The 21,134-nt window shown below is 48.1% G+C and carries 29 protein-coding genes; 11 read left to right on the forward strand and 18 right to left on the reverse strand.

Features of this window, described 5'->3' with window-relative positions; translation table 11 throughout:
* Window positions 1-167 precede the first annotated feature (167 nt).
* The 3 genes from DVG79_RS05115 (at window position 168) to DVG79_RS05125 (ending at window position 3,382) form a co-directional block, all read left to right on the forward strand.
* Window positions 168-680, forward strand: a complete 513-nt coding sequence (locus DVG79_RS05115; RefSeq protein ID WP_199505843.1) for a GNAT family N-acetyltransferase — start codon at window positions 168-170, stop codon at window positions 678-680.
* A 315-nt stretch (window positions 681-995) separates the two neighbouring features.
* Window positions 996-2,156 (forward strand): hypothetical protein, encoded by a 1,161-nt coding sequence (locus DVG79_RS05120; RefSeq protein WP_114595743.1) that lies wholly within the window; start codon window positions 996-998, stop codon window positions 2,154-2,156.
* Window positions 2,157-2,158: 2 nt separating this feature from the next.
* Window positions 2,159-3,382, forward strand: coding sequence for a hypothetical protein (locus DVG79_RS05125; protein ID WP_114595744.1), 1,224 nt, complete (start codon window positions 2,159-2,161; stop codon window positions 3,380-3,382).
* Between the two features lies 1 nt (window position 3,383).
* On the opposite strand, the gene DVG79_RS05130 is transcribed toward DVG79_RS05125, so the two are convergent.
* The 6 genes from DVG79_RS05130 to DVG79_RS05155 form a co-directional block, all read right to left on the reverse strand.
* Window positions 3,384-3,614 carry a hypothetical protein gene (locus DVG79_RS05130; RefSeq protein ID WP_114595745.1) on the reverse strand — a complete coding sequence of 77 codons (231 nt, stop codon included), beginning with the start codon at window positions 3,612-3,614 and terminating at the stop codon, window positions 3,384-3,386.
* A 109-nt stretch (window positions 3,615-3,723) separates the two neighbouring features.
* Window positions 3,724-4,047, reverse strand: coding sequence for an antibiotic biosynthesis monooxygenase (locus tag DVG79_RS05135; RefSeq protein WP_114595746.1), 324 nt, complete (start codon window positions 4,045-4,047; stop codon window positions 3,724-3,726).
* Window positions 4,048-4,118: 71 nt separating this feature from the next.
* A complete protein-coding gene (locus tag DVG79_RS05140; RefSeq protein ID WP_114595747.1) occupies window positions 4,119-4,727 on the reverse strand; it encodes a hypothetical protein in 609 nt (202 codons plus the stop codon).
* A 66-nt stretch (window positions 4,728-4,793) separates the two neighbouring features.
* Window positions 4,794-5,507, reverse strand: a complete 714-nt coding sequence (locus DVG79_RS05145; protein WP_114595748.1) for a nucleotidyltransferase domain-containing protein — start codon at window positions 5,505-5,507, stop codon at window positions 4,794-4,796.
* Entirely contained in the window at window positions 5,500-5,982 is a 483-nt protein-coding gene (locus DVG79_RS05150) for a hypothetical protein (protein ID WP_114595749.1), read from the reverse strand. Before DVG79_RS05150 ends, DVG79_RS05145 begins: the two co-directional genes overlap by 8 nt.
* A 147-nt stretch (window positions 5,983-6,129) precedes the next feature.
* Window positions 6,130-6,534: a hypothetical protein gene (locus DVG79_RS05155; protein ID WP_114595750.1), complete on the reverse strand. Its 405-nt coding sequence runs from the start codon at window positions 6,532-6,534 to the stop codon at window positions 6,130-6,132.
* 142 nt (window positions 6,535-6,676) lie between these two features.
* Here DVG79_RS05155 and DVG79_RS05160 point away from each other — a divergent pair, with 142 nt between their 5' ends.
* Window positions 6,677-7,060 (forward strand): hypothetical protein, encoded by a 384-nt coding sequence (locus DVG79_RS05160; protein WP_114595751.1) that lies wholly within the window; start codon window positions 6,677-6,679, stop codon window positions 7,058-7,060.
* On the opposite strand, the gene DVG79_RS05165 is transcribed toward DVG79_RS05160, so the two are convergent.
* The 7 genes from DVG79_RS05165 to DVG79_RS05195 all read right to left on the reverse strand — a co-directional run bounded on the left by DVG79_RS05165 (window position 7,057) and on the right by DVG79_RS05195 (window position 12,550).
* Window positions 7,057-8,394, reverse strand: a complete 1,338-nt coding sequence (locus DVG79_RS05165) for an MATE family efflux transporter (RefSeq protein ID WP_114595752.1) — start codon at window positions 8,392-8,394, stop codon at window positions 7,057-7,059. The two genes, DVG79_RS05160 and DVG79_RS05165, sit on opposite strands and share 4 nt — an antisense overlap.
* A gap of 167 nt (window positions 8,395-8,561) precedes the next feature.
* Window positions 8,562-9,470: a methyl-accepting chemotaxis protein gene (locus DVG79_RS05170; protein WP_114595753.1), complete on the reverse strand. Its 909-nt coding sequence runs from the start codon at window positions 9,468-9,470 to the stop codon at window positions 8,562-8,564.
* 175 nt (window positions 9,471-9,645) lie between these two features.
* A complete protein-coding gene (locus tag DVG79_RS05175; RefSeq protein WP_114595754.1) occupies window positions 9,646-10,404 on the reverse strand; it encodes an SDR family oxidoreductase in 759 nt (252 codons plus the stop codon).
* 155 nt (window positions 10,405-10,559) lie between these two features.
* Complete coding sequence (locus tag DVG79_RS05180) at window positions 10,560-11,003, reverse strand: Asp23/Gls24 family envelope stress response protein (protein WP_012370440.1); 444 nt, start codon at window positions 11,001-11,003, stop codon at window positions 10,560-10,562.
* A gap of 47 nt (window positions 11,004-11,050) precedes the next feature.
* Complete coding sequence (locus tag DVG79_RS05185; RefSeq protein ID WP_114595755.1) at window positions 11,051-11,257, reverse strand: DUF2273 domain-containing protein; 207 nt, start codon at window positions 11,255-11,257, stop codon at window positions 11,051-11,053.
* 15 nt (window positions 11,258-11,272) lie between these two features.
* A complete protein-coding gene (gene amaP, locus DVG79_RS05190; RefSeq protein ID WP_012370438.1) occupies window positions 11,273-11,815 on the reverse strand; it encodes an alkaline shock response membrane anchor protein AmaP in 543 nt (180 codons plus the stop codon).
* 291 nt (window positions 11,816-12,106) lie between these two features.
* On the reverse strand, window positions 12,107-12,550 hold the full coding sequence (locus DVG79_RS05195) for a hypothetical protein (RefSeq protein WP_114595756.1): 444 nt from the start codon (window positions 12,548-12,550) through the stop codon (window positions 12,107-12,109).
* A gap of 106 nt (window positions 12,551-12,656) precedes the next feature.
* Between DVG79_RS05195 and DVG79_RS05200 the strand changes: the two genes are divergently transcribed.
* A complete protein-coding gene (locus DVG79_RS05200; RefSeq protein ID WP_012370436.1) occupies window positions 12,657-13,385 on the forward strand; it encodes an SDR family oxidoreductase in 729 nt (242 codons plus the stop codon).
* 37 nt (window positions 13,386-13,422) lie between these two features.
* On the opposite strand, the gene DVG79_RS05205 is transcribed toward DVG79_RS05200, so the two are convergent.
* From DVG79_RS05205 to DVG79_RS05220, 4 genes are all read right to left on the reverse strand, one after another.
* On the reverse strand, window positions 13,423-14,412 hold the full coding sequence (locus DVG79_RS05205) for an LLM class flavin-dependent oxidoreductase (protein ID WP_114595757.1): 990 nt from the start codon (window positions 14,410-14,412) through the stop codon (window positions 13,423-13,425).
* Window positions 14,413-14,474: 62 nt separating this feature from the next.
* The gene (locus DVG79_RS05210; protein ID WP_114595758.1) at window positions 14,475-15,167 is read right to left on the reverse strand and encodes an ABC transporter ATP-binding protein; all 693 of its coding nucleotides are present in this window, start codon (window positions 15,165-15,167) and stop codon (window positions 14,475-14,477) included.
* Between the two features lie 94 nt (window positions 15,168-15,261).
* The gene (locus DVG79_RS05215; RefSeq protein ID WP_114595759.1) at window positions 15,262-15,660 is read right to left on the reverse strand and encodes a hypothetical protein; all 399 of its coding nucleotides are present in this window, start codon (window positions 15,658-15,660) and stop codon (window positions 15,262-15,264) included.
* A 55-nt stretch (window positions 15,661-15,715) separates the two neighbouring features.
* Window positions 15,716-16,132, reverse strand: a complete 417-nt coding sequence (locus DVG79_RS05220; protein WP_114595760.1) for an Rrf2 family transcriptional regulator — start codon at window positions 16,130-16,132, stop codon at window positions 15,716-15,718.
* Between the two features lie 127 nt (window positions 16,133-16,259).
* Here DVG79_RS05220 and DVG79_RS05225 point away from each other — a divergent pair, with 127 nt between their 5' ends.
* The 3 genes from DVG79_RS05225 (at window position 16,260) to DVG79_RS05235 (ending at window position 18,277) form a co-directional block, all read left to right on the forward strand.
* Window positions 16,260-16,886 (forward strand): NAD(P)-dependent oxidoreductase, encoded by a 627-nt coding sequence (locus DVG79_RS05225; protein WP_114595761.1) that lies wholly within the window; start codon window positions 16,260-16,262, stop codon window positions 16,884-16,886.
* A gap of 257 nt (window positions 16,887-17,143) precedes the next feature.
* The gene (locus DVG79_RS05230) at window positions 17,144-17,686 is read left to right on the forward strand and encodes a recombinase family protein (protein WP_114595762.1); all 543 of its coding nucleotides are present in this window, start codon (window positions 17,144-17,146) and stop codon (window positions 17,684-17,686) included.
* Window positions 17,687-17,743: 57 nt separating this feature from the next.
* Window positions 17,744-18,277, forward strand: coding sequence for a DUF4256 domain-containing protein (locus DVG79_RS05235; protein ID WP_114595763.1), 534 nt, complete (start codon window positions 17,744-17,746; stop codon window positions 18,275-18,277).
* Window positions 18,278-18,535: 258 nt separating this feature from the next.
* On the opposite strand, the gene DVG79_RS05240 is transcribed toward DVG79_RS05235, so the two are convergent.
* Window positions 18,536-19,060, reverse strand: coding sequence for a helix-turn-helix domain-containing protein (locus DVG79_RS05240; RefSeq protein WP_114595764.1), 525 nt, complete (start codon window positions 19,058-19,060; stop codon window positions 18,536-18,538).
* A gap of 181 nt (window positions 19,061-19,241) precedes the next feature.
* On the opposite strand from DVG79_RS05240, the gene DVG79_RS05245 reads away from it, so the two are divergent.
* Genes DVG79_RS05245 through DVG79_RS05255 form a run of 3 tightly spaced genes read left to right on the forward strand, consistent with a single transcriptional unit; the run spans window position 19,242 to window position 21,119 of the window.
* Complete coding sequence (locus DVG79_RS05245; RefSeq protein ID WP_114595765.1) at window positions 19,242-19,484, forward strand: PLDc N-terminal domain-containing protein; 243 nt, start codon at window positions 19,242-19,244, stop codon at window positions 19,482-19,484.
* Window positions 19,468-20,358: an ABC transporter ATP-binding protein gene (locus tag DVG79_RS05250; RefSeq protein ID WP_114595766.1), complete on the forward strand. Its 891-nt coding sequence runs from the start codon at window positions 19,468-19,470 to the stop codon at window positions 20,356-20,358. The genes DVG79_RS05245 and DVG79_RS05250 overlap by 17 nt, the downstream gene beginning before the upstream one ends.
* On the forward strand, window positions 20,355-21,119 hold the full coding sequence (locus tag DVG79_RS05255; RefSeq protein WP_114595767.1) for an ABC transporter permease: 765 nt from the start codon (window positions 20,355-20,357) through the stop codon (window positions 21,117-21,119). Before DVG79_RS05250 ends, DVG79_RS05255 begins: the two co-directional genes overlap by 4 nt.
* Window positions 21,120-21,134: the final 15 nt, after the last annotated feature.

The following is a 21,134-nucleotide window of genomic DNA, read 5'->3' on the forward strand; positions in this document are numbered from 1 at the left end:
AGTTAGTCTAGCTTCCGTGCACAATTAGAAGATACCCGGTTGTAACAGAAAACTAACATCTTAATTTTAAACTGTTTTCGTAAAGTCTGTCGTTTTTGAAAGGATGATTGATTTATCTCTAAAATAACACATAATGGAAATAGATGTTATTCAACGAACAGGGCAGGATGGATGAATGGAAATATGCAGAAAAGGTGGTAGGTTCAATGGAGATAAAGACGGAACGATGTACTGTACGTCGGTTTGAAAAAGAAAATCTTGATGATTTTATGAAATATAGAAATGATGAAAACTGGATGCAATTTCAAGGATTTAAAGGATTGACCAAGCAAATGTATGCTAAAGAATTACTTGGTGAACCCTCTCTTTTAAAAGGTGTACAACTTGCTATAATCAACAATGCAACTAATCGATTGATTGGTGATATTTATTTAAAAAGGGATCATGACACTTTTTGGGTGGGATACACGATAAGTCCTTTTCACGCTAAGCAAGGCTATGCATATGAAGTACTTTCCGCAATTGTCGCCTGGGTCAAGCAAAAAGGTTGTGTCAGAATAAATGCGAGTGTGTCACCTGAAAATCTTCCTTCAATCAACTTACTTAAAAAGCTTAAATTTACTTTTCTATCTTCAGATGAAGGAGAACATATATATATATTGGATTTACAAAAGATGTGAACTAATTCTTAATGATCAATTTTCTTAAATTTGTGAAGTTATTACTTAAACTATCGCGGGCTTTAATTAAAAAAGGACCGTCAATAGTTAATCCTTTGCATGTTTATATAGCCTAGTCCATATGGTCCAACTCCTCACTGGATTGGATTATACCAACTCTCTATTTTCAAATGTGAATTTTTATGGAATTAAAAGGGTATCATCATGGTAAAATATTGTTAAAAGAATGAAGGAGCGATTACCATTAAGAAATCTGTACTCGCAATCAGTCTCATCGGCAGTTTATTCCTGACCGGATGCGGAACGGAGCGGCTGTTGGAGTTAAAACGATCCTCCACGTATTGGGAAGCTATTAACTATACAGATGAAGCGTATGAACCGGTTTCAAAAAAACAGTCTGCCCGCCTGTTGCAGACATGTGAAGATAAAAAGAATATCGTCACGATGCCGAAGCGTTACCGGACGCTCGATACATATGGTCTTTACTTTAATTTACAACAACTCGGGAACTATACCGCGCCGATCGAGCTGCAGTATATCGCGACAGGCGATGACTATTACCTGACGTGCCGTTCGCCGAAGACGTCTCGCCTGACAACGCATTTGATTCAGCTAAACGCCCATCCGTGGCTGAAGCAGAAAAAGGGGCAAGAGTTCTCGTCAGTTGCGGAACCGGTTTTGACGACCCGGACCGATGAAAAGGCGATGAAACGGAAACATGAGGTCGTCGACGAGACCGGACAAATCCGGCGGGTCTTCGTCCAATTTCCCGTAACGGGTCAAGTCGTTTTTCTGGAGGAGGAAGATGGTCAGCAGCAACCGCTGTTTGGATTACCGGCTTCGTTTGTCTATCAAAAGCTTGAACTGTCCGTTGAAAAGACGACAGACGGTCTGCCGTCTACGACCTATACCCTGTTACTGAAGGACGATTTGTATCAAAATCAGCAGGATCTGTTGACGCATCACGGGAAACAATCCATCCGATTGACCTATCACCCGCTCCCTGATGTCTTACCGGCAAACAAAACAATTCCCTACTTGACGCTCCAATCCAAGGATCCGGAAGAGCCGATGAATAAAACGATTTCCCTGCGTTACGAGACGACCGTCAAAGACTTGTCTGTCCACGGATTTAACGGCATAGGCACCGACAACAAAGAAATTCACGGGTTCCTTCATCCGAACGAGGCGGCCTTACGTGACGGCAACTTCCGGCAACTGTCGTTAATATCCGACAAGTTAGCGAAGCGGATCGCAGATGAATTAAAAGACGTCACACTTGAAAAACAGCAAGGCAGTCGGGCGGATTTCCGTTATCTGACCTTGATTCAAGACGGAAAAGTCCAGACGTTTGATTTGTATCTTAAAACACGGGCAAACAAAACAGATTTCTATGTAACAGACATCCGAACCAAAAAAACGGCGAAGCTGTCCGGTAAACTGGCGACCGCTTTGGCTGCTGAACTGGAGGACTAAAGATGCGGAAAATCGTGTTGTTAAGCATAGCGGCCATCCTGTTGAGCGGATGTAGTCCGGACGCCAAACCGATTGAATATACCTATCTGCCCGAAGTGTACGATACATTGAATCTGACAGACTTCAAGGATGACGATCCGGCCATTGGCGTCCTCATCAAACAGGTGTGTGCGACAAAAAAAGTTCCGGCTCCGAAAGACTATTCTGTCGGGACACAATACTTTGTGAATCTGGTCAGCCAATTCCCGGAATCGCGCGGGGTGCAGGCAGTCTATTTGAAAACGAAACAGGACCGTTTCTTATACTGCCATGATTATATTTCAAAGCCGGGATTCCACAAATTAACGAAAAAACAGGACCACTTCTCATCGGATGATCTGACGACACCTGAAAGTCAGGTGAAGATTCATCCGCTATCGCCGGAATTCGAGGAATCGGTCCGGGTATCCGGGTACGCCTTCATGAAGTCCGCGCGGCAGTTGACCGTTCCGACGACGGGGTATCTTGTCGTCCGGGCCACAAACGAACAGACGAAACAGACGGTTGTCACGAATGTGATGGAACTGACACCGTTTGTCGGGACCGTTCCGCTTGTTCTCGAATCGAATATTCAAATTCAGGAACCGTACGAACTTCAGCTGAGTCTGATGGGTCAAGCACGGTATCGTGCCGCGATTCACGCTTCGAAGGAACCGACTACCATCGAGTTTAAGGAAACGCCGCATGCAGACGGGGTTTACGGTACGGTCACGGTTAAGGAAAAAACGGGAAAGACGACCCGTTATCAGCTGACTGTCACGCAGGAACAACAAATGCCGTCCGGTCTGAACGTAGCACCGGATGAGCTGGACGACGCGGACTACTCGGTGCCGCGGTTCGCCCTGTTTCATGACCGTCCGTTCCCGAAAATGAAAATCGACCGAGACGACGGGCAATACGAGACGGACCCACTGGTGCCAGATACGTTTATCGAGACTTCGCTCGAAGAATCGAAACAGCTGGTTCGTTTGATTAACGCAAGCGAAGAGACCGAGCAGAAAGGACGACTCGCCGAGCGTCCGTACTTGACGTTGATGAAGGACGGAAAAGCACAACAATTCAAGATTTATCTCGACCGGCGGATCAAAAAAACCGATATCTATCTGGAAGATGTCCACCGAAAAATCAGCTTTAAGTTGCCTGCAGAAGGGCGAGATTTGCTGCTTGATACCTATCAGATCAAATGAGTTAAAAAATCAGATGTTCGACGAGGAAAATGGTCGCACAAAACAAGATAAAGGCGATGCCTTCCTGCAACCACTCCCCGCGCGTCAGCCGTTCCCGCAAAAAGGATGCGCAGGCAATCAGCAGGGCAAAAAAGTACAGGTAGACAAAACCGCCGGATAACAAAAAACCGATGATGAACATCATGCCGAACAAGACCGTCAAACCGGAAACGATGCCTTTACGTGTCGTCATCTTCCGTCACCTCTCGAGGTTCAGTTTTAATTCTTTTACCCGCTTTCCGAATCATCCATTCCACACAAAAAGCCGTCTCTTCCCGTTTGCCGGGAAAAGACGGCTTTACTTAAGCATGGGCATGATCTGCGACGACGGCATATTCCGTGACCGCGTTTGAGAGGACAAGCGGTTTGACTTCCGATGTCCCTTCGTCCCGTTTCTTATGGACACCTTTATAGGCCTGACTTGCTTGCCAAGCACGGAAGTGTTCCTGCTTTTCCCACGTCGTCATGATCGTGACGATATCATGCTCGTCCTGACTGAGATCCACTAAGACCTGCATCCGGACAAATCCATCCATCTGCTCAATTCCTTTTGTCGTCTGAAAACGTGCCGCGACTTGATCGGCTTTCCCGTTTTGTACACGCAGTTGATTCATGACAATCCACATACTATGTCCCCCTCTGTCTTAACTATCCTCAGTATACCGAACGTAAGACAGCTCTTCCCAGTCCGAAGACTTCAGTCGAGCGTATTCGACAACCGGCGCAACTGTTCGTTGCCCTGTGCATCGACAGCATGAATATCAAAAAAGAGCGACCGGGGAAAGGCTTCCGGCAAGGCTTGAATCGTATGGAAACTGTCTTTTTTCCGGACATCCAGCGTCCGTTTGATATCTTTCAGCGGTACGTTCCGTTCCTGTTTCCCGTCGTACGTCGCTTTATACGGATCAAACGTCAACCGGTTCAGGTTTTGGGAGCGGTTTTCCCCATAGACGACCAAATAACGTTTTTGCTCGACTTCCAGTAATCGTCCTTCAAACCAGTCGTTTGGTTGCGGCGCTTGGCGGATCAGGCGGACGATCCGATAGGTCGCGTCCGTTTGCTGCAACACGAGTAACAGATGCGCTTTTTCCGTTTTGACGAATGCAATCGTATGCCGGTCACCGAGCGGTTCAATCCAGTAGACCTGTTTCGTCGAAAATCGCACGTCCGGCTGATGCTGACGGACAGTCTCGACAATCAGTTGCGGCGTCACATCTTGAGGAGACGCCTCGTTCGTTTGAAAATAAAACAAGCTTCCTCCGAGAGCGAGCAGAAAAAATACACATAACAATAGCCGGTGTTTCATGACAGACCCGCATCACGAACCCGATGACAACCCGCCATCCCTCGTTTCATGATGCTCGCCCTCCTTTCATTTTCCAAGCGAAAAACCGTCAAAATAACGGCCGCCGTTTTCGATAAGCCACTGTTCCACTAAATCAATGACCGGTTGTTTTTCATCGAACCGGAAAAAAGCTTCGAAAGCGTCCGCCAATCGTTTGGCCTCGACCGAATCGACAATTGCCAGACTGCGGATCAGCCACTTCCCCTGTCCTGTCCAGTGACCCGACGTCCGCAGGCGAAAATCCGTCGCCTGCTCGAGCAACCGGGCCGCGATTCCAAGTCCTTCCGACCGCTCCGTCACACCGATGAAATCATCGAGCAAATCGGTCAGAAAGTAACGCGCACGATCCGTTTCGGCAGGTGACAGCACAGGTGGACCGGCGAGCAGCTCTGATTCCGCATACTCTTTCAATGGTTTGAGCAGATCATGATTGCGCAGGACGAGTCCTTCTGCGACCATCCGTTGCATCGACGGACGTCCGCGTTCCCGGTCCTGCCGGAAAAAATCCCGGATGGTCGTACTCGAATGAACAAATGCTTCGACCGGGTATTCATCGAAGGTGAACGATTCCCGGTAAGAAGCCGGGATGGATTCCCGAAATATGATCAGATCGAGGTCAGATGTCGCGGTTGCCTGTCCTCGGACAAAACTTCCTGCAAGTAACGCAGCATCACAATCCGGATAACGGCTCTCGACGATCAAACGGGCAGTCTGCTCGGCATGCGTCAGCAAATCACTCATGTGTCTGGTTCTGTAACATCGTATTATCGGAAGCGAAAACAGCCAGTTCATCGCCCGGTACAGCGACGATTGAGACAAGGCCTTTATCCGGTAATGTCATATCGATGGCCCAGGATTCGTAATAGGTGTCTGATCCGTTGATGACCAGCGTTTTCCCCGAACTGAACGTAATGAACAGATGTGGAGCGGCTTTTCCGATCCGGACGGCAATGATTCGTTCGGTATGTAACGTCACGATCAGGTGAAGCATCTCTTCTTTCGGCATATGGCGGACGACCCAATCCTTCGACGATTCGACATCCCCGTAATACAAACGGTCCGTCTCGATCCGGATCGTGATATCCGGAATCGTGGCGTCATAGAGATTGATCAGTTCGATGCTGATGAAGCCTGTCAGGTGAATTGTCGAAATTTGAGTTCCGGTCAAATAAGTAGAAACGAGCTTTCGGGCGATTTGATGATCTTCTTTATTCATAATTCCACCTCTTCACAAAATAGTTGACGATGATGTCAATCGTGTTGTCCTTTTTCTTTCTTATAAATTTACCACATATTAGCAAAGGACGGGAGAACGAACAAAAAAACAGATGACCGTCCGGTGAACGTCATCTGTCTTAAAAGATCAATTCGCTTTTTTCAGGATGTTCAGCAACCATTTCTGCAAATCTTTGCCGCCTTCATAAAACGAACAGTCGCGGAGTTCGATTGTGTGTCCGCCTGCTTGGATCAATTCGTTGAACGTGTTTCCGAGATCGCGGTTTTCCCACTGGCGTTCATCGTTTAAATACTTGAAACCAAAGTTGCATTCGACGTTAAAGATAATATGGAACGGTTCCTTGAACGATTGAACGGCGCGGATCATTTCAACTAAAATCATCCGTTTTGGTGTTGATTTTTTAAAGGTATCGATGACCGTCGTCCGGCGTCCATGAAATTCGACGACACGGACCGCACGTCCTTCATCGGCCTTGAAATCATAACTCGTCCGGATAGAGACGATGATTTCACGTTGATCAGCTTGTTGCATATTCTACCACTGCCTTTCTCTCGCTTGAGTATACATCACCCGCGCCATGTCTTGAAGGGTTATTTCACAATCCGCCCCGAGAACGATTGAAACCTCCCATTATTTGTCTTATAATGAAAAATATGCTGAAAGGAGCTTGATTGTGAAACCGTTATTTTCCATTATCTTAACTGTTTGCTTACTTTTCACAGGGTGTTACTGTACGCTCGATGAGCAGACGGACGGCCCGCACTTCAAGTCTCGTGCGCGGACGATTTCGAAGTATCACACGTTTGATATCGAATTTTCGAAAGGACTGCGTCCGGATCAAGTCTCGGACCGTACGGTTACGATCACGGACTCGACCGGCGAACGGATGCAGACGGAGCTTGAAGTCATTGACGGCAAGGAACTCCGGATCAAGCCGCCCCGCTCGGGTTATCAAAAGGGACGCCGTTACATCATACATATCCGGGATTCGATTGATGCACGAAAACAAATTAAAAGTAACACGATAAAAGAACGGACCTTCACTGTTGATCGTTAAACAGGAAGATCCGTTTTTTCGTTATGTGTTTCAAACACAGACGATCTCCGGCGCTCCGCCAAATGCAGGGAGACGGATCGCATCAGACCGAAACCGATGAACGCCAGCCACACGCCGTGGTTGCCGATCCAGTAGACCGACAGCAACAGTAGTGCAAAGACCAGAAAAGCCTGAATCATCGAGTTCCGGACCGGTTTTGCCTGAGCCAGACCGGAAAAAACGCCTTCATAGAGCATCGCAAAGCCACCGGTTAACGGAAAGATGAGAATCCAGCCATAATACAGACGGGCGAAATCAAGCAGGTCCGAATCAGCAGAAAATGACCGCAATAACGGGTGCTGAAAAATAACTAGCAGAACCATCATCAAAAGAATGGAAGCGAGACCAAACTGTCGGGTTAAGCGGACACTTTGCCGATAACCGGCTTCATCATGGCGTCCGCGCGACCGTCCGACGAGAATCGTCGAAGCACTGCCGAGTCCCCCGAACCAATAGGCAATCAAATACTGGATTTGTAGCAAAATGGCATTGGCTGCGAGAACATCCGGTCCAAAAATTGCTCCTGTCCGGGTAAACCAGCCGGTCACGATCAAAAGAAAGATCGTCCGGACGAACAGATCGGCGTTGACCGTAAAAAATTGCCGGTACGCCTGGACATGGAACAAAAGACCGCGGTAGTCCGGTTTCCAATCTAACTGCCGGAACATAAACAGGAATCCGAAAGCGACGATACTGATTTCAGAGACAAGTGTCGCGATCGCGACGCCGGCGACGCCGTATCCCAATCCGAGGACGAAGACGATATCCAGCACGATATTGATGACGTTACTGAATACTTGAATCAACAAGGCGCGTTTTACCTGTCCCTGGCCGATCAGCCAGCCGAGGACGGCGTAACCGATCAGGACGAACGGTGCCCCGTACATCCGATAATCGATGTATGTCGTGACATCCGGCAACAAGGTTCTGGGTGCTGCCAGTAAGTAAAGCCCCCCTGCCGTCAACGGAGCACGAAATAGCATCAGTGCGAGACCAATCAGCAAACCGAGCAAAACAGGACGGTATAAAGCGAAATGCAAAGCCGTTTCGTCATGATGGACACTGGCTTGGGCACTGAACCCGGTCGTACTGACTTTTAGAAATCCAAACAGCCAGTAAATCGTATTAAAGAACACAGCAGCAATCGCAATCGCCCCGATCGCGACTGCATCGCCGGTTTGTCCGATGACGATTGTATCGGTGACACCGAGTAACGGCGTCAATATACTCGACAAAATCAACGGATAGGCAAGCAGTCCATACTGGCGTGCTGTAATGGTCGTCAGTACCGACATGATCAGCCCTCCTTTTTTTGAGTAGCCAGGCTACTTTGGATTTCATGAAACATCTGCTTATTATAAAGTATTTTTGACTGTTTGACGTAAAAAGACCTTCTTCCGTGTGACTCTTGTCAGAATCATACGGAAGAAGGTGGTAATGAATTACGAAAAAAATATAGGTGTCATAACACCCGTACAAATTCTCGGGCCTGTTGTTCCAACTGTTTGGCGGAATCCGCCAAGAGGTCAAATTCACGGACCGTCTGTTCGAGCTGTCCGCTGCTCGTTTTAACTTTTAAGGAGATGTGTTCGATACTCGTTGAGACTTCCTCAATCCGTTTAACGATCCCTTCGATGTTATCTTTGATTTCACCGATCGATTGGGAGACTTTATTGGACAGATTGCGGACTTCGGTCGCAACGACGTTAAAACCGCGGCCGTGTTCTCCGGCACGTGCCGCTTCGATCGCTGCGTTCAGAGCCAGCAGATTCGTCTGGGCGGCGATGTCACGGATCGTCTTGACGATATCGGTGATGGAATCAGTCTGCTCCTGGAGTTGGACGAGATTCGCGAGACTTACTGTCGATTCCGCTTCGACCTGTTGCACGGTCGCAAGCACATTCAGTCCGTCCTGCCGTCCGCTTTCGGATTTCACCGTCAAAAAAGCCGATGTTGCATTCAATTCATCCGCCATCCGCAAGACGTCCTGTTGCCGAACGGTGATGTCGGTTGCGATTTTCGACACGCCGACGACACGGCGGCCGTCTTCCGAGAAAATCGGCATATACGTCGCTTCGAGCCACTTTTGTTGTCCGTCCGCCGCCCGTCGTTCGATTTTGTCCTGATACGTGATGCCCTGCATCAGCTTGCGCCAAAACAGTTCGTAAGTCGGACTGTCCGCAAATCCGGAAAAACAAAGATCCCGGTGGTACCGCCCGATCAACTCCTCGACCTCATAACCCATCGTCCGGGCAAACAACTCATTGACATAAGCCACCTTACGTCGGTCATCAAATCGGATAATCGCCAGATTTTGTTCAATTGCCCGGATGACCTGGGTATCCGTCACACGTGTCGTCTGTTCCTGCATCAATCAACCCGCCCTTTCCCGTCTGCTGAATCATCAATCTGGTACACTATCTTATTATCTCTTTTATCGACTAATTCCTTCCAGGTTGAATAGTATTTCGTAAACTAATTATCGTCTCAAATAATGAATCAATCAAAAAAAGTCCCCTTTGATCCGGGAACCTTTAAAAATATCTTTAATAGGCACTCCAGCCGCCGTCCGCTACAACGATGGCTCCGTTGACGAAGCTGCTGTCTTCGGAGACGAGGAACAAAGCAAGCTGTGCGATTTCTTCCGGTTTTGCCGTCCGGGGGTTCAGTCCCATCCCGAGCATCGTCCGTCCCATCCCGAATTCATTGATATTTGTCATCGATTGCCCGATATTCGTCTCGACTGCGCCGGGGGCAATTCCGTTGCAACGGATTCCTTCTTTGGCGTACAGATAGGCGGTATTTTTCGTCAAGCCGACGACGGCGTGTTTTGAGGCGGTATAGGCGGCTCCGGCCCGCGCACCGTTCAAACCGCCAATCGAAATGTTGTTGAGGATGACACCTTGACCTTGTTTCTGGAATAACGGAACGGCAAGCCGCATCGCACGCATGACGGCTGTCGTGTTAATGGAGAAAACGCGTTCCCAGCGTTCATCCGAGATATCGGCGACACCTTCCATCCCGTCCATGATGCCGGCATTGTTAACCAGCACATCGAGTTTACCGTATGCCGTAATGGTTTGATCAATCAACTGTTGAACGGCTGTCTCCTCTGCCACATTCGTTTCGACTGCGAGTGCGGTTCCACCGTTTTCGGTGATTGTCTGCACGACTTGCTTCGCCGCGTCCCCGTGAATATCCGAAACAACGACATGTGCCCCCTCCGCTGCAAATACCTCTGCCATCGCCTTACCCATTCCGGAAGCCGCTCCGGTGACGATAATGACTTTTCCCTCTAAACGCATGATTTCTCATCCTCTCTGATTGGATTGAAGTCTTCCTTTGTCTTTTCCCGTTTTCCATCCGGACAGTCACTCTGATTGATGGCAATTCGGTAAACGTTTTTATGAAAAACACAAAAAAACCGGGACCCTCTGATGAGAGCTCCCGGACGTTTCGATTATTTTAATTCGCGGCTTGTTTTTTCTTCCGCCGCTTCATTGTTTTTGCTTTTCGCCTCGAATTCGGCCCGTGTCATGACGTCTTCGACATGCATGTTGACTTCGACGACTTCAAGACCTGTCATATCGCCAATCGCTTTTTTGATTTTTGCGACCGTTTCCTGGAAAATTGTCGGGATGTTTTTGCCGTATTCGACGATGACGCGGAGGTCAAGCGCCACCTGGCGTTCACCGACTTCTGCGCCGACACCTTTTGTAATGTCTTCCGTGCTGCGGAGGCGATCCGTCAAACCGCTCATGAATCCACCACTCATTGATAAAATGCCCTGGACTTCGTTTGACGCAATCCCGGCGATTTTTTTAATGACCTGATCTTCGAACGTTAATTTGTTTGAACGTACCTCTTCCGTTTGTCCAGTTGTGTTTAATGATTCGTTTGCCATTTGAAATCTCTCCTTTTGAATAAAATGTAGGTTGTTTTATATATGAATCAGTCCCGGTTAAAGAACTGAATCCATCCTTCAATATCAAGTGCTCCATCCCGCCACTTCCCGATCAAAAAGCCGATCGCGGTGAAGACGAGCAACAGCATCGTGGGTCCGAAACCGATTGTCAGGAACAGAACCGCGATCACGAGTCCAACGAGACCGCCGATTAATCGGAACCGGTACGGATACAATTGTTCTTTCGTACTCATGTTCAATTCCTCCCTTTAGACGACACGTTCCGACGTTTTGGTTTTCGTATCACTGATTTTGACTTTTGTACTCGTCACCGGCAATTCAAGCAAGGACTCGACGGCGTGTTTGGCACGCTCTTGGATGTCTTTCCCGATCGTCGGCAGTCCTTCCTGTCCGAAAACCGAACAGTCAACGGTCAAGGCGACCGTTTCTTTTTTCGAATGGATATCCGCATGGACACTTGGTGTCCGGACACCATTGATCCCACGAATCGACTCGAGGGCCGTCCGTTCGATGGTTTCTTTCGAAATCGTGATGTTACCGTCTCCTGTCCGGATCAACAACCGTTGACCTTTCGAGCGGCTGAGTAACCCGGTGAATAAGAGAATAACGAATACGAAAGCTAAAAACCCACCAATCGAGAGCACTGTGTAGCTGTACCATTGTTGATCCTGCCATTGTTCAAGTAACGGGCTGAGTCGTGGAACATCGTAGACGCCGAGAACCAGTAAGCCGACGCTCACCAACCCAAGCAGACCGATGAGAACGAGTAAGAAACGATTGAACCCATTCATCTTCATCTCTCCTTTTACATAACGTTGTAAGATTCTTTCACATAAGACTTTCGCTAGCTGAAATATTATGTGTATGGTGTGTTTATTCCCGTTCACTAGACCTTAAAACATCTAAGTGCACTTTTAATTAATGTTCCATTATTCTGGTAATTTAGCTTTTAGTAAGTGAAATCCAGTGTTCCATTTACTATATTTAATAAAAAAAAGTCCCTTTCACCAAAAAAAGATGAAGGAACTTTCGTTTTCGAACAGTTTTTCACTATTTATCACACTGATATAGCGCTGTCAACATCATTTTACTTGAACAGAAAATGCGACGTTTCCATCACCTTTCTTCCACCAGGCCGAAACGTGATAGATATACAGACCTTTTTCCGTGGGTACGGTTAAGTCTTCATTCTTCAGCTGAACGGTTTTCGTCCTTCCATCCTTCAACCATTGTTCCGTCTGAATCCGTTCCGGCGCGGGACCGTCGTTAAAGGCGACCTCAATCTTCTGACCGGGTTTGACGACGGTTGGTGTCTGGTCGGCTGCCATGTCGAGCGGGGTCGTATCACTAAGGTCGATACATTTGCTGTTCAACAGGCTGTGCCAGCAAGACGATCCGCTGGTCACACCGATGTTTCTTCCATTGACGGAAACATCCGGTTCCGGCGGCGACCCGCGAAACGGCTCGACGTATAAAACCAATCCGACTACTACTATAAGAAGAACGAGCCAAAAGCCTTTTCGCATCGTATTCATCCTTTCCGTCTTCGAACTGTCCGTTCGAGGTTTGCTGATGTTTAAAAGAGGTTAATACTTCTAAGTTGAGTTAAAAAATATGTAGGAGGGTTTCTAAATGATCGAAAACAAAGTCGTCATCATTACAGGAGCATCAAGTGGCATTGGGGAAGCTACTGCTAAGTTACTCGCTAAACAAGGTGCGCAACTGGTCCTCGCAGCGCGCCGGGAAGATCGTTTGAAAACTTTGCAACAGGAAATCGAACAACTCGGCGGTAAAGCCGTCTATCAAGTGACGGACGTCACGGATTCGGCGCAAGTCGAGCAACTCGCAAAACTTGCACAAGATACGTTCGGTTCGGTCGACGTTCTCGTCAACAATGCGGGCTTGATGCCGCTTTCGAAACTAAACAAAAATAAACAGGATGAGTGGAACACGATGGTTGATGTCAACATCAAAGGTGTCCTCTACGGCATCGGTGCGGTTCTGCCTTATATGCGCGAGCAGAAACGCGGACATATCATCAACATCTCGTCTGTCGCAGGACACGACGTCATGCCGTCGAGTGCCGTTTACAGCGGGACGAAATTTGCCGTCCGTGCGATTACGGAAGGTTTGCGAAAAGAAGAGTCGGTCGAAAACAATATCCGCGCGACGATCATTTCACCGGGAGCCGTTGATACCGAGCTGAAAGATCACATCACGGACGAAGAAATCAAACAAGGCATCGGCGACTTAAAAGCGATGGACGCTGACGCCATTGCCCGTGCGATTGCTTACGCCGTCAATGAACCGGACGATGTCGCGGTCAATGAAATCCTGATCCGCCCGACTGCCCAACAATAAGTCAAAACGAACACCGCCTGTACGCAGGCGGTGTTTTTTAATGGAGCAATCGTTCGGCAATCAACTGATAGGACCGGAGCCGCTTGTCCTGATCAAACGCATTATTGATCAACAGAAACTGATCGGTCTGGTAACGGTCGGACAACTCCTGCAATTCTTGCGCGACGGTTTCCGGTGTCCCGACGATCGTCCGCCGGCGGTCGTGCTGGATTCGTTGTTGTTGCTCGGCATTCCACGACTTGCTTTCTGTAGTCGCAAACGACGGCACGATCGAATGGCCAAGCCGGATTCCTTGAATCCAGGCGTCTTGCGTCCGTGCCAAGGTTTCCGCTTCTTCCATCGTTTCGGCACAGATGACGAAAACGCAGACGATGACATTCGGTGTCCGTCCGTCGACCGGAACGAATGCGTCGCGATACGTCTGCAGCGTTTCTTCCCACTTGTCGGGATTGATGAAATGACCAAACACGAGTCCGTGTCCCCGCTCGGCAGCAAGTGCGGCACTGCGCGTAGACAGTCCGAGCACGGATAACGGTAACCGTTCCTTAATCCGCGGTGTCGTCTTGACGATCCGGTACGGGTGGCGCGATGATAACCGGTCGGTCAAAAAGCCGTCGACTTCATCAAGCAGTCGCGGAAACTCAGCAGCGGCATTCTCGGCCCCGTCCGTCAAGGCACGCCGGGTCCGTTCACTGCCACCGGGTGAATTGCCGATTCCGAGCTCGATCCGGTTCGGATAAAATGCGGCAAGGGTCGAAAATGACTCGGCGATTTTGAGCGGATGATACTGCGGCAATAAGATCCCGCCGGAACCAAGTTTAATCTTCGAGGTCGCGTCCCCCATCCGGGCAATGAATAATTCCGGTGCCGCACTGAGCAAACCGTTCGTGTTGTGATGTTCGGCAAACCAGTACCGGTCATAGCCGAGACGTTCCGCCTCGACGACCAGTCGTTTTGTTGACTCCATCGTCTGTTCGATCGTATCCCCCTCGTGAAGCGGGACCTGATCCAAGATTCCTAAGCGCATACGCTCGCCTCCTCTACACATTCAGTGTACGCGGTCGCTGCGGTGAATTCAAAAAGAAGGAATCAGGCGCGGATGAGCCGGCGGTCTTCGATGATCAGACCGTCCCGCATTTCGATTTTTCGGTCGGCCCGTTCGGCGAGAGTGGGATCGTGGGTGACGAACAGAACGCCGCACCCCTTCTCTTCATTCAAACTGCGCAACAGGTTAAAAATGATTTCACCGGTTTCGGTATCGAGATTGCCGGTCGGTTCGTCCGCCAGCAACCATTTCGGTTCGTGGACGAGAGCCCGGGCGACGGCGACCCGCTGTTGCTGACCGCCGGATAACTGCGACGGGAGTGAACCGGCTTTATCCGCCAGTCCGACTTTCTTGAGCAGCGACAAGGCCCGCTCTTTTTTATCGTACGTCACTTTCCGCCCGAATAACGGCGCCATGACGTTTTCGAGCGCGGTCAGTGTCGGAATCAGATGAAACTGTTGAAAGATGAAGCCGACGTTCTCAAACCGGAAATCGGACAGTTCTTTGCTCTTGAGTTGATGAATCGCTTGATCGCCGTATGACAGCGTGCCGCTCGTCGGACGGTCAAGTGTGCCGATTAAGCTGAGCAATGTCGATTTTCCCGAGCCGGACGGACCGATGATCGAAATGAAGTCCCCGCCATCAAGTGTCAGGTTAATATCCGACAAGGCATGTGTCTCGATGCCGTCACCGGTAAAGGATTTTCCAAGTTGCCGGCAAATGAATGTATCTGGCATGCGTGTTCTCCCCCTTTAAATGTAGCTGTCTACCTGTTTCTCCTTTTTATTGGGAATTCCTGCAAAAAAAGACCTTCTTTTCAGAAGGTCAGCGTCAAGAAGACATCGAAGGGTGATTTGGCGACGATTTTTTTTGATACAGCCATTCATACGGCACGATATAAAACAGGCAGGCCAATGTCGCGAAGCGGACGATGCCGCTTAAGTTTTGCCGGGACTCGACAAAAGTCTCCTGACCGAAGTAGTCATAAAATCCGACGAACAATAAAATCGTAAAGACACCGGCCGTCACATAAATCAAACAGCGTAAGGAAAACGGATATTGCCTTGTAATGAAGAGCATCGGCAGACCTACGGCAAAGGTAAACAAGGTCGTCGCGAACGTCCCGAACTGATATAAAAACTCATTTTCGACATTCGTTAAAAAGGCATACGTAGTGAACAATAAAAAGGATCCGATTGCACTGACGGCTGAATAACTGATCAGTCGCATCTTGACATTTCTCCTTTCAAAATTGAAGGCGTTTTCATAAAAAGGCAGACCAACATCATCTTGCCCGGACAAGACGATGGAGGATATCAGATAAGGTTTCGTTCCCGAGTTCGGCTTCAAGCGCCTGTTGGGCACGTGTGAAGGACTGGTTGAGGGTCGATTGGATGTCGCGGCCGACCGGACAGGCAGGATTCGGCTGATCATGGATTGAGAATAACGTCTCTTTCGGTTCGACTGCCCGGTAAATCATCAATAATGTGACGTCATGCGGATCTTTCGTCAACGTCGCCCCGGTTTTTCCGGCGACCGTCGAAAGCAATCCGGCTTGTCGTAACGATCCGATCAAGCGACGGATGACGACCGGATTGGTATTGACACTTCCGGCGATATAGTCAGAAGACAAGGCTTGGTCCGGATGTGTCGCGATCAAGGCCAGGATATGAACAGAAACCGCAAGTCGGCTATTAATCATTTGTTTCACCACCAATGCATTTATTTTAATGAGCATCTCCTTTAATGTCAATTGCCTTGACAATAATAGATTCTGTAACTAAAATAATTACATGTACAGCTACATACTAATAAAGGAGGCGTTTTTGGTGAAGGTTGCCATCATTGGAGCGAGTGGAAAAGCAGGACGGATCATTTTAGAGGAGTTGGCAGAACGGGGTCACGCCTTGACGGCCATCGTCCGTGATGCTGCGCGGACGCAACACGATACGGTGCTCGAACGGAATGCGTTCGCACTGACGACGGAGGAATTGACGGATTTTGATGTCGTCATCAATGCCTTTGGAGCATCACCCGGAAATGAGCACCAGCATGTTGATTTAGGCCGACACTTGATTGATCAGTTACGCGGTACTCCGACACGTCTGATTGTTGTCGGAGGAGCCGGCAGTCTGTACGTCGACCAGGAACAGACACTCCGTCTTGCTGATACACCGGACTTTCCGTCCGCTTACCTGCCGACCGCGAAAAATCAGGCGAAAAACCTGGAAGATTTGCAACAGACTGTCGATCTACACTGGACGTTCATCAGTCCCGCCGCCTTCTTTGATCCGGAAGGACCGCGGACCGGAAAGTACCAATTGGCGCAGGATGTCTTGACGCTGAATGCCGCGGGTGACAGTTACATCAGTTACGCCGATTATGCCGTTGCGTTAGCGGATGAAGTCGAGCATCATCGCCATGATAAGGAACGGATTTCTGTTGTATCCGCTTAATGGATTGCCGACGTTCTCGTCTGACGAGGACGTTTTCATTGTATTAAAAATCAGGTTATGCAGAAAGTGTTCTTGCTGTTTACTTCTCTACCGCTTCCTGTATAGTACCCCACCTTTCTTCTCGTCCAGGTTTCCCTTATACTAGGAAGTGAAAGATAAACACCGCTGGATGAATCTTGAATACGAGTTTCATCTAGAACAGATCCGCGTATTCTTTTCATCGCAGCAGGTATTTTGATTCGAGCGAGGAGAACACTATGATTATTGGTTACATGCGCCCCTATTTTGAAGATCCGACGTGTGAGAAGCAAGCCGAGACACTAAAGACCTATGAAACCGATCAAGTAAGGATCGAGGAGCACAGTTCATCGAAACGACGTTACGTGCTTGATCAATTGTTAGAAGATATCAGACCGGGTGACATCATCCTCGTCTCTCATTTGTATGTGTTGGCGGATTCGACGCGTCATCTGATCGAAGTGTTGAACGCTTTGGATACGAAGCAAGCCTTCCTCTTGTCCATCCGGGAAGACATTGATACCCGGCATACCCTGAACCAGTCGTTCCGTGACATCGTCCAGCATCTCGTGACCCTTCAAAGTGACGTCGTCAGCATGGCGACCCGCGAAGGACTATCTAAAGCAAAGGAGCTCGGCAAACAGACGGGACGCCCGCGAAAGCCGGATGAAAACGTCAAACGAGCAATCGACATGTATCAAAGTAAACAGTACAGTCTGTCCGAAATCCGGGAGCAAACGGGCATCAGCAAAAGCACCCTCTACCGTTATTTGGAAAAATGATGTACATTCCATACATCTTATAAAGGGATTAAACTATCATCGAAAGGCGGAAAAGACATGGATCAAGCGACGTTGATTGACATCCTCCACCATCGGTTCACGGATCATCCCGACCGGCATCCTGCTGTGAAGTGGGATGATATCGTGTCTCGGTTATCCCCGGAAATGCTCCGTTCCCTTGACTGGATGGAACAGACCGGCGGTGAACCGGATATCGTAGCAATGCCAAATGGTCAATGGGTTTTCGTTGATTGTGCAGCGGAAAGTCCATCGGGCCGCCGCAGCTTATGTTATGACGAGGCTGCACTGGAAAAGCGGAAGAAAAATAAGCCTGCCGGCAGTGCCGTCGCGGAAGCTGTTGCACACGGTGTCGCTTTATTGACAGAAGACCTTTACCGTCACCTGCAAACGATTCAACCGTTCGATGTAAAGACGTCGAGCTGGATTGAGACACCGGAAGCGATTCGGACGCAAGGCGGCGCGTTATTCTGTGACCGGCGGTATGATCATGTTTTCGTGTACCATAATGGAGCCGACTCGTATTACGCCAATCGCGGATTTCGAACGTATCTCATGCTAGGAACGATTTAAAGAGGCTGACTCCAAAAGCCGATCTCTACAAAGTTAAGGGTGGCAGATTTCAATTCTGCCACTTTTATCGCGTTTAAAAAAAGAACCACTCTTTTCACGCAACTCCTACAGGAAAAGCGCATTTTTGCGCTGTCAGAGACAAGCAAGACCCGCTTTCCTGCCTGATTAAGGCAGAAAAACTGGGTTGTGTCTCGCCTGAGGAAAGGACGTGAAAAAATGAGTGGTTCTTTTTTTAAGTCAGCATCTTTTGATTTTCTGTCATGGGATGATGACTAAGGACACGGTTCTTTTTGTCTCCTCCTCTTCGTGATGTGCGGATAAGCCGTGATACTTTTCCAGTAAGGCAGCGAGCTCGGATTCAAACGTCCGGAATGTTTCATCGGGTAAATTGAGTTTTACAAGAGAGAATGTCGCCTGATCCGGTCTGTCGGTTAAAGAAAGCGTCTCCTGATAGTTCTTATAATTTTGCAAGATATACATAAAATAAAGCGAGACGAAATTGACTTTTTCGTCGTAAGTCGCAGAAACCCAGTCTTCCTCTTTAATCTTATATCCGGAAGTGTTCAAGGCATAAATTTTTTCCTCGACTTTTCCTGCACGCTGCGCGCCGATTACTTTCAACAAAGAATCTTGAAGCATCGCATTCACATGACGGTACAGCGTAGCTTGGGGAACATCATCGAGCCGTTTGTTCAGCTGCATGATGGACATTCCTTCATCACGATCAATTAATTCCAGTGCGATTTTGAATCGGACCTGATTCTTAAACAAATCTAAATTCATTTCATTGCTCCCTTTCCTGGCACATTAAATGTGCCGTATTCCAAACAAGACACGTTCCGCTACATGAACATACCATATGTACAGTGCAATTTTTAAAGGTTTCACTGATTTGATCAAAAGTAAAAACAGGTTGACTTATTAATTATCATTATTGATAATGATAATAGAAAGGAGTGACTGTATGAATACAGAGATAACGCCTTTACTTGAGATTGACTGGTTGCAATGGCTTCCCCTCCTCATCCCGATGTTCTTCTTACATGTATTGCTGATCGGAATCACCCTTTTCGACTGGTCGAACCGAAAAAAACAGATTGCTTTGCCTTATGTCTGGTTATTCGTCATTTTAAGTATGCAACTGATCGGCCCGATCTTATACCTGATCGTCGGAAGGAGGAGCATCCGTCATGATTACCATTCATAATCTCCAAAAAACGCTGAATAAACGAAAAATTCTTGACGGAATTGATTTTTCGATTCAGGAAAACGAATGCATCGGCTTACTTGGCCCCAATGGAGCAGGTAAAACAACGCTGATCAAATGCCTGATGGGAATTCTTTCATATGAATCAGGCGAGATTGCATTTCAGGATCAGCCGATTGAACGATACAAAAAACAGATTGGTTACTTATCGCAATACACGGATTTTAAACCCTGGATGACGTGCCGGGAGTCTTTGCTCTTTTTCGGAAAATTATCCGGCATAAAAAAAGAGTTGCTGGAGAAGCGTATTTCAGAAACATTAAAAGAAGTCGGCCTTCAGGACAAACAAGATGTTCCGGTCGAACAGTTATCAGGCGGAATGAAACAACGGCTCGGAATTGCGCAAGCCATTTTGCATGAGCCGCAATTTTTAATTTTAGACGAACCTGTCGCCTCCCTCGATCCAATTGGGCGAAATGAAATCCGGAAACTGATCGGTCGTTTGAAGCAACGGATGACGATTCTGTTGTCAACGCACATACTGCATGATGTCCGGGAGATTTGTGACCGTTATATCATCATGAAAGACGGTCGGATCATCAAACACCTTTACCGGGAGGAACAAACGATTGATCTTCAACAGGTGCGCCTTCAGTTCAGGAATGCTGTATCAGTAGATCAGGTCCTGGAATGTTTCCCATCCATCACCGTAGAAAAATTATCCCCTGTCGCCTTTCGCATCACCGGAACACACACGTTCGATCTCAAACGCGTCTTAACCGTCTGCTCTTTAAAACAGCTGGACGTGACATCCGTCGGTTTCCATGAAGTGGAACTGGAAGACACATTCCTCGAACTGGCGGCGGATGTATGAGTCAATTTGCGGCACTCGTACGGGTAGAACTGACAGAAGCAGCAAAGGAATATAAATACGTTTGGTTGACGATTTTTTTTGTTCTACTTGGTTTGACCCAACCGTTGATTAATCTGTACATGGACCTCATTTTGCAACAGATGGGCGGTTCGATCGGAGTCATCCTCGACCCGGACAAACCGGATCCCACTGCAAACGAAGTATTTTTATCGACCATTTCCGGTCAATTTAATCAAATCGGACTGATTATCTTACTGATCAGCTTCATGGGACTGATTGCAACGGACCGCCAAAACGGGATGCAGGATTTTATTCTGACGCGCCCGGTCTCGATACACTGTTATGTCTCCGCCAAACTGATTGCCCATTGGCTCATCAGCATGTTCAGTCTTGGATTCGGGATTCTGACCTCCTACGGCTGTACCGTGTATTTGTTCGACGTGTTCTCGATGACGAAATTGATTTCTTTTTCCATTCTCTACAGTCTGTGGATTCTTTATCTGATCAGTTTGGTCATTGTCATCAGCATGTATGTAAGACATCAGGTCCTGATTGCGATCTCTGCCATCGGAATCAGCTTTCTCCTCCTGGTTCTCAAGAACCTTGACCCTATGTTTTCTGATTGGTTACCCTCGTCGATCTTAAACGTCGCGAAGCATCAACTGGTCAGATCATCTGCTGTGTCTTATGGAAGTATCTTTTCGTGTCTACTGTTCACTTTTTTGAATTTGATGTGGGCCGGTAAAAAACTCAAAAACTAACGGTTTTCCATTTCC

The organism is Exiguobacterium sp. RIT594, assembly GCF_003339585.1.
Lineage (GTDB): Bacteria > Bacillota > Bacilli > Exiguobacteriales > Exiguobacteriaceae > Exiguobacterium_A.

What these genes read in the sequence shown, in the direction of transcription:
- DVG79_RS05115 (WP_199505843.1), top strand. Translation starts at nt 168, where the DNA reads ATGGATGAATGGAAATATGCAGAAAAGGTGGTAGGTTCAATGGAGATA.
- DVG79_RS05125 (WP_114595744.1), top strand. Translation starts at nt 2,159, where the DNA reads ATGCGGAAAATCGTGTTGTTAAGCATAGCGGCCATCCTGTTGAGCGGA.
- DVG79_RS05130 (WP_114595745.1), bottom strand. Translation starts at nt 3,614, where the DNA reads ATGACGACACGTAAAGGCATCGTTTCCGGTTTGACGGTCTTGTTCGGC.
- DVG79_RS05135 (WP_114595746.1), bottom strand. Translation starts at nt 4,047, where the DNA reads ATGTGGATTGTCATGAATCAACTGCGTGTACAAAACGGGAAAGCCGAT.
- DVG79_RS05140 (WP_114595747.1), bottom strand. Translation starts at nt 4,727, where the DNA reads ATGAAACACCGGCTATTGTTATGTGTATTTTTTCTGCTCGCTCTCGGA.
- DVG79_RS05145 (WP_114595748.1), bottom strand. Translation starts at nt 5,507, where the DNA reads ATGAGTGATTTGCTGACGCATGCCGAGCAGACTGCCCGTTTGATCGTC.
- DVG79_RS05150 (WP_114595749.1), bottom strand. Translation starts at nt 5,982, where the DNA reads ATGAATAAAGAAGATCATCAAATCGCCCGAAAGCTCGTTTCTACTTAT.
- DVG79_RS05155 (WP_114595750.1), bottom strand. Translation starts at nt 6,534, where the DNA reads ATGCAACAAGCTGATCAACGTGAAATCATCGTCTCTATCCGGACGAGT.
- DVG79_RS05165 (WP_114595752.1), bottom strand. Translation starts at nt 8,394, where the DNA reads ATGTCGGTACTGACGACCATTACAGCACGCCAGTATGGACTGCTTGCC.
- DVG79_RS05170 (WP_114595753.1), bottom strand. Translation starts at nt 9,470, where the DNA reads ATGCAGGAACAGACGACACGTGTGACGGATACCCAGGTCATCCGGGCA.
- DVG79_RS05175 (WP_114595754.1), bottom strand. Translation starts at nt 10,404, where the DNA reads ATGCGTTTAGAGGGAAAAGTCATTATCGTCACCGGAGCGGCTTCCGGA.
- DVG79_RS05180 (WP_012370440.1), bottom strand. Translation starts at nt 11,003, where the DNA reads ATGGCAAACGAATCATTAAACACAACTGGACAAACGGAAGAGGTACGT.
- DVG79_RS05185 (WP_114595755.1), bottom strand. Translation starts at nt 11,257, where the DNA reads ATGAGTACGAAAGAACAATTGTATCCGTACCGGTTCCGATTAATCGGC.
- amaP (WP_012370438.1), bottom strand. Translation starts at nt 11,815, where the DNA reads ATGAATGGGTTCAATCGTTTCTTACTCGTTCTCATCGGTCTGCTTGGG.
- DVG79_RS05195 (WP_114595756.1), bottom strand. Translation starts at nt 12,550, where the DNA reads ATGCGAAAAGGCTTTTGGCTCGTTCTTCTTATAGTAGTAGTCGGATTG.
- DVG79_RS05200 (WP_012370436.1), top strand. Translation starts at nt 12,657, where the DNA reads ATGATCGAAAACAAAGTCGTCATCATTACAGGAGCATCAAGTGGCATT.
- DVG79_RS05205 (WP_114595757.1), bottom strand. Translation starts at nt 14,412, where the DNA reads ATGCGCTTAGGAATCTTGGATCAGGTCCCGCTTCACGAGGGGGATACG.
- DVG79_RS05210 (WP_114595758.1), bottom strand. Translation starts at nt 15,167, where the DNA reads ATGCCAGATACATTCATTTGCCGGCAACTTGGAAAATCCTTTACCGGT.
- DVG79_RS05215 (WP_114595759.1), bottom strand. Translation starts at nt 15,660, where the DNA reads ATGCGACTGATCAGTTATTCAGCCGTCAGTGCAATCGGATCCTTTTTA.
- DVG79_RS05220 (WP_114595760.1), bottom strand. Translation starts at nt 16,132, where the DNA reads ATGATTAATAGCCGACTTGCGGTTTCTGTTCATATCCTGGCCTTGATC.
- DVG79_RS05230 (WP_114595762.1), top strand. Translation starts at nt 17,144, where the DNA reads ATGATTATTGGTTACATGCGCCCCTATTTTGAAGATCCGACGTGTGAG.
- DVG79_RS05235 (WP_114595763.1), top strand. Translation starts at nt 17,744, where the DNA reads ATGGATCAAGCGACGTTGATTGACATCCTCCACCATCGGTTCACGGAT.
- DVG79_RS05240 (WP_114595764.1), bottom strand. Translation starts at nt 19,060, where the DNA reads ATGAATTTAGATTTGTTTAAGAATCAGGTCCGATTCAAAATCGCACTG.
- DVG79_RS05245 (WP_114595765.1), top strand. Translation starts at nt 19,242, where the DNA reads ATGAATACAGAGATAACGCCTTTACTTGAGATTGACTGGTTGCAATGG.
- DVG79_RS05250 (WP_114595766.1), top strand. Translation starts at nt 19,468, where the DNA reads ATGATTACCATTCATAATCTCCAAAAAACGCTGAATAAACGAAAAATT.
- DVG79_RS05255 (WP_114595767.1), top strand. Translation starts at nt 20,355, where the DNA reads ATGAGTCAATTTGCGGCACTCGTACGGGTAGAACTGACAGAAGCAGCA.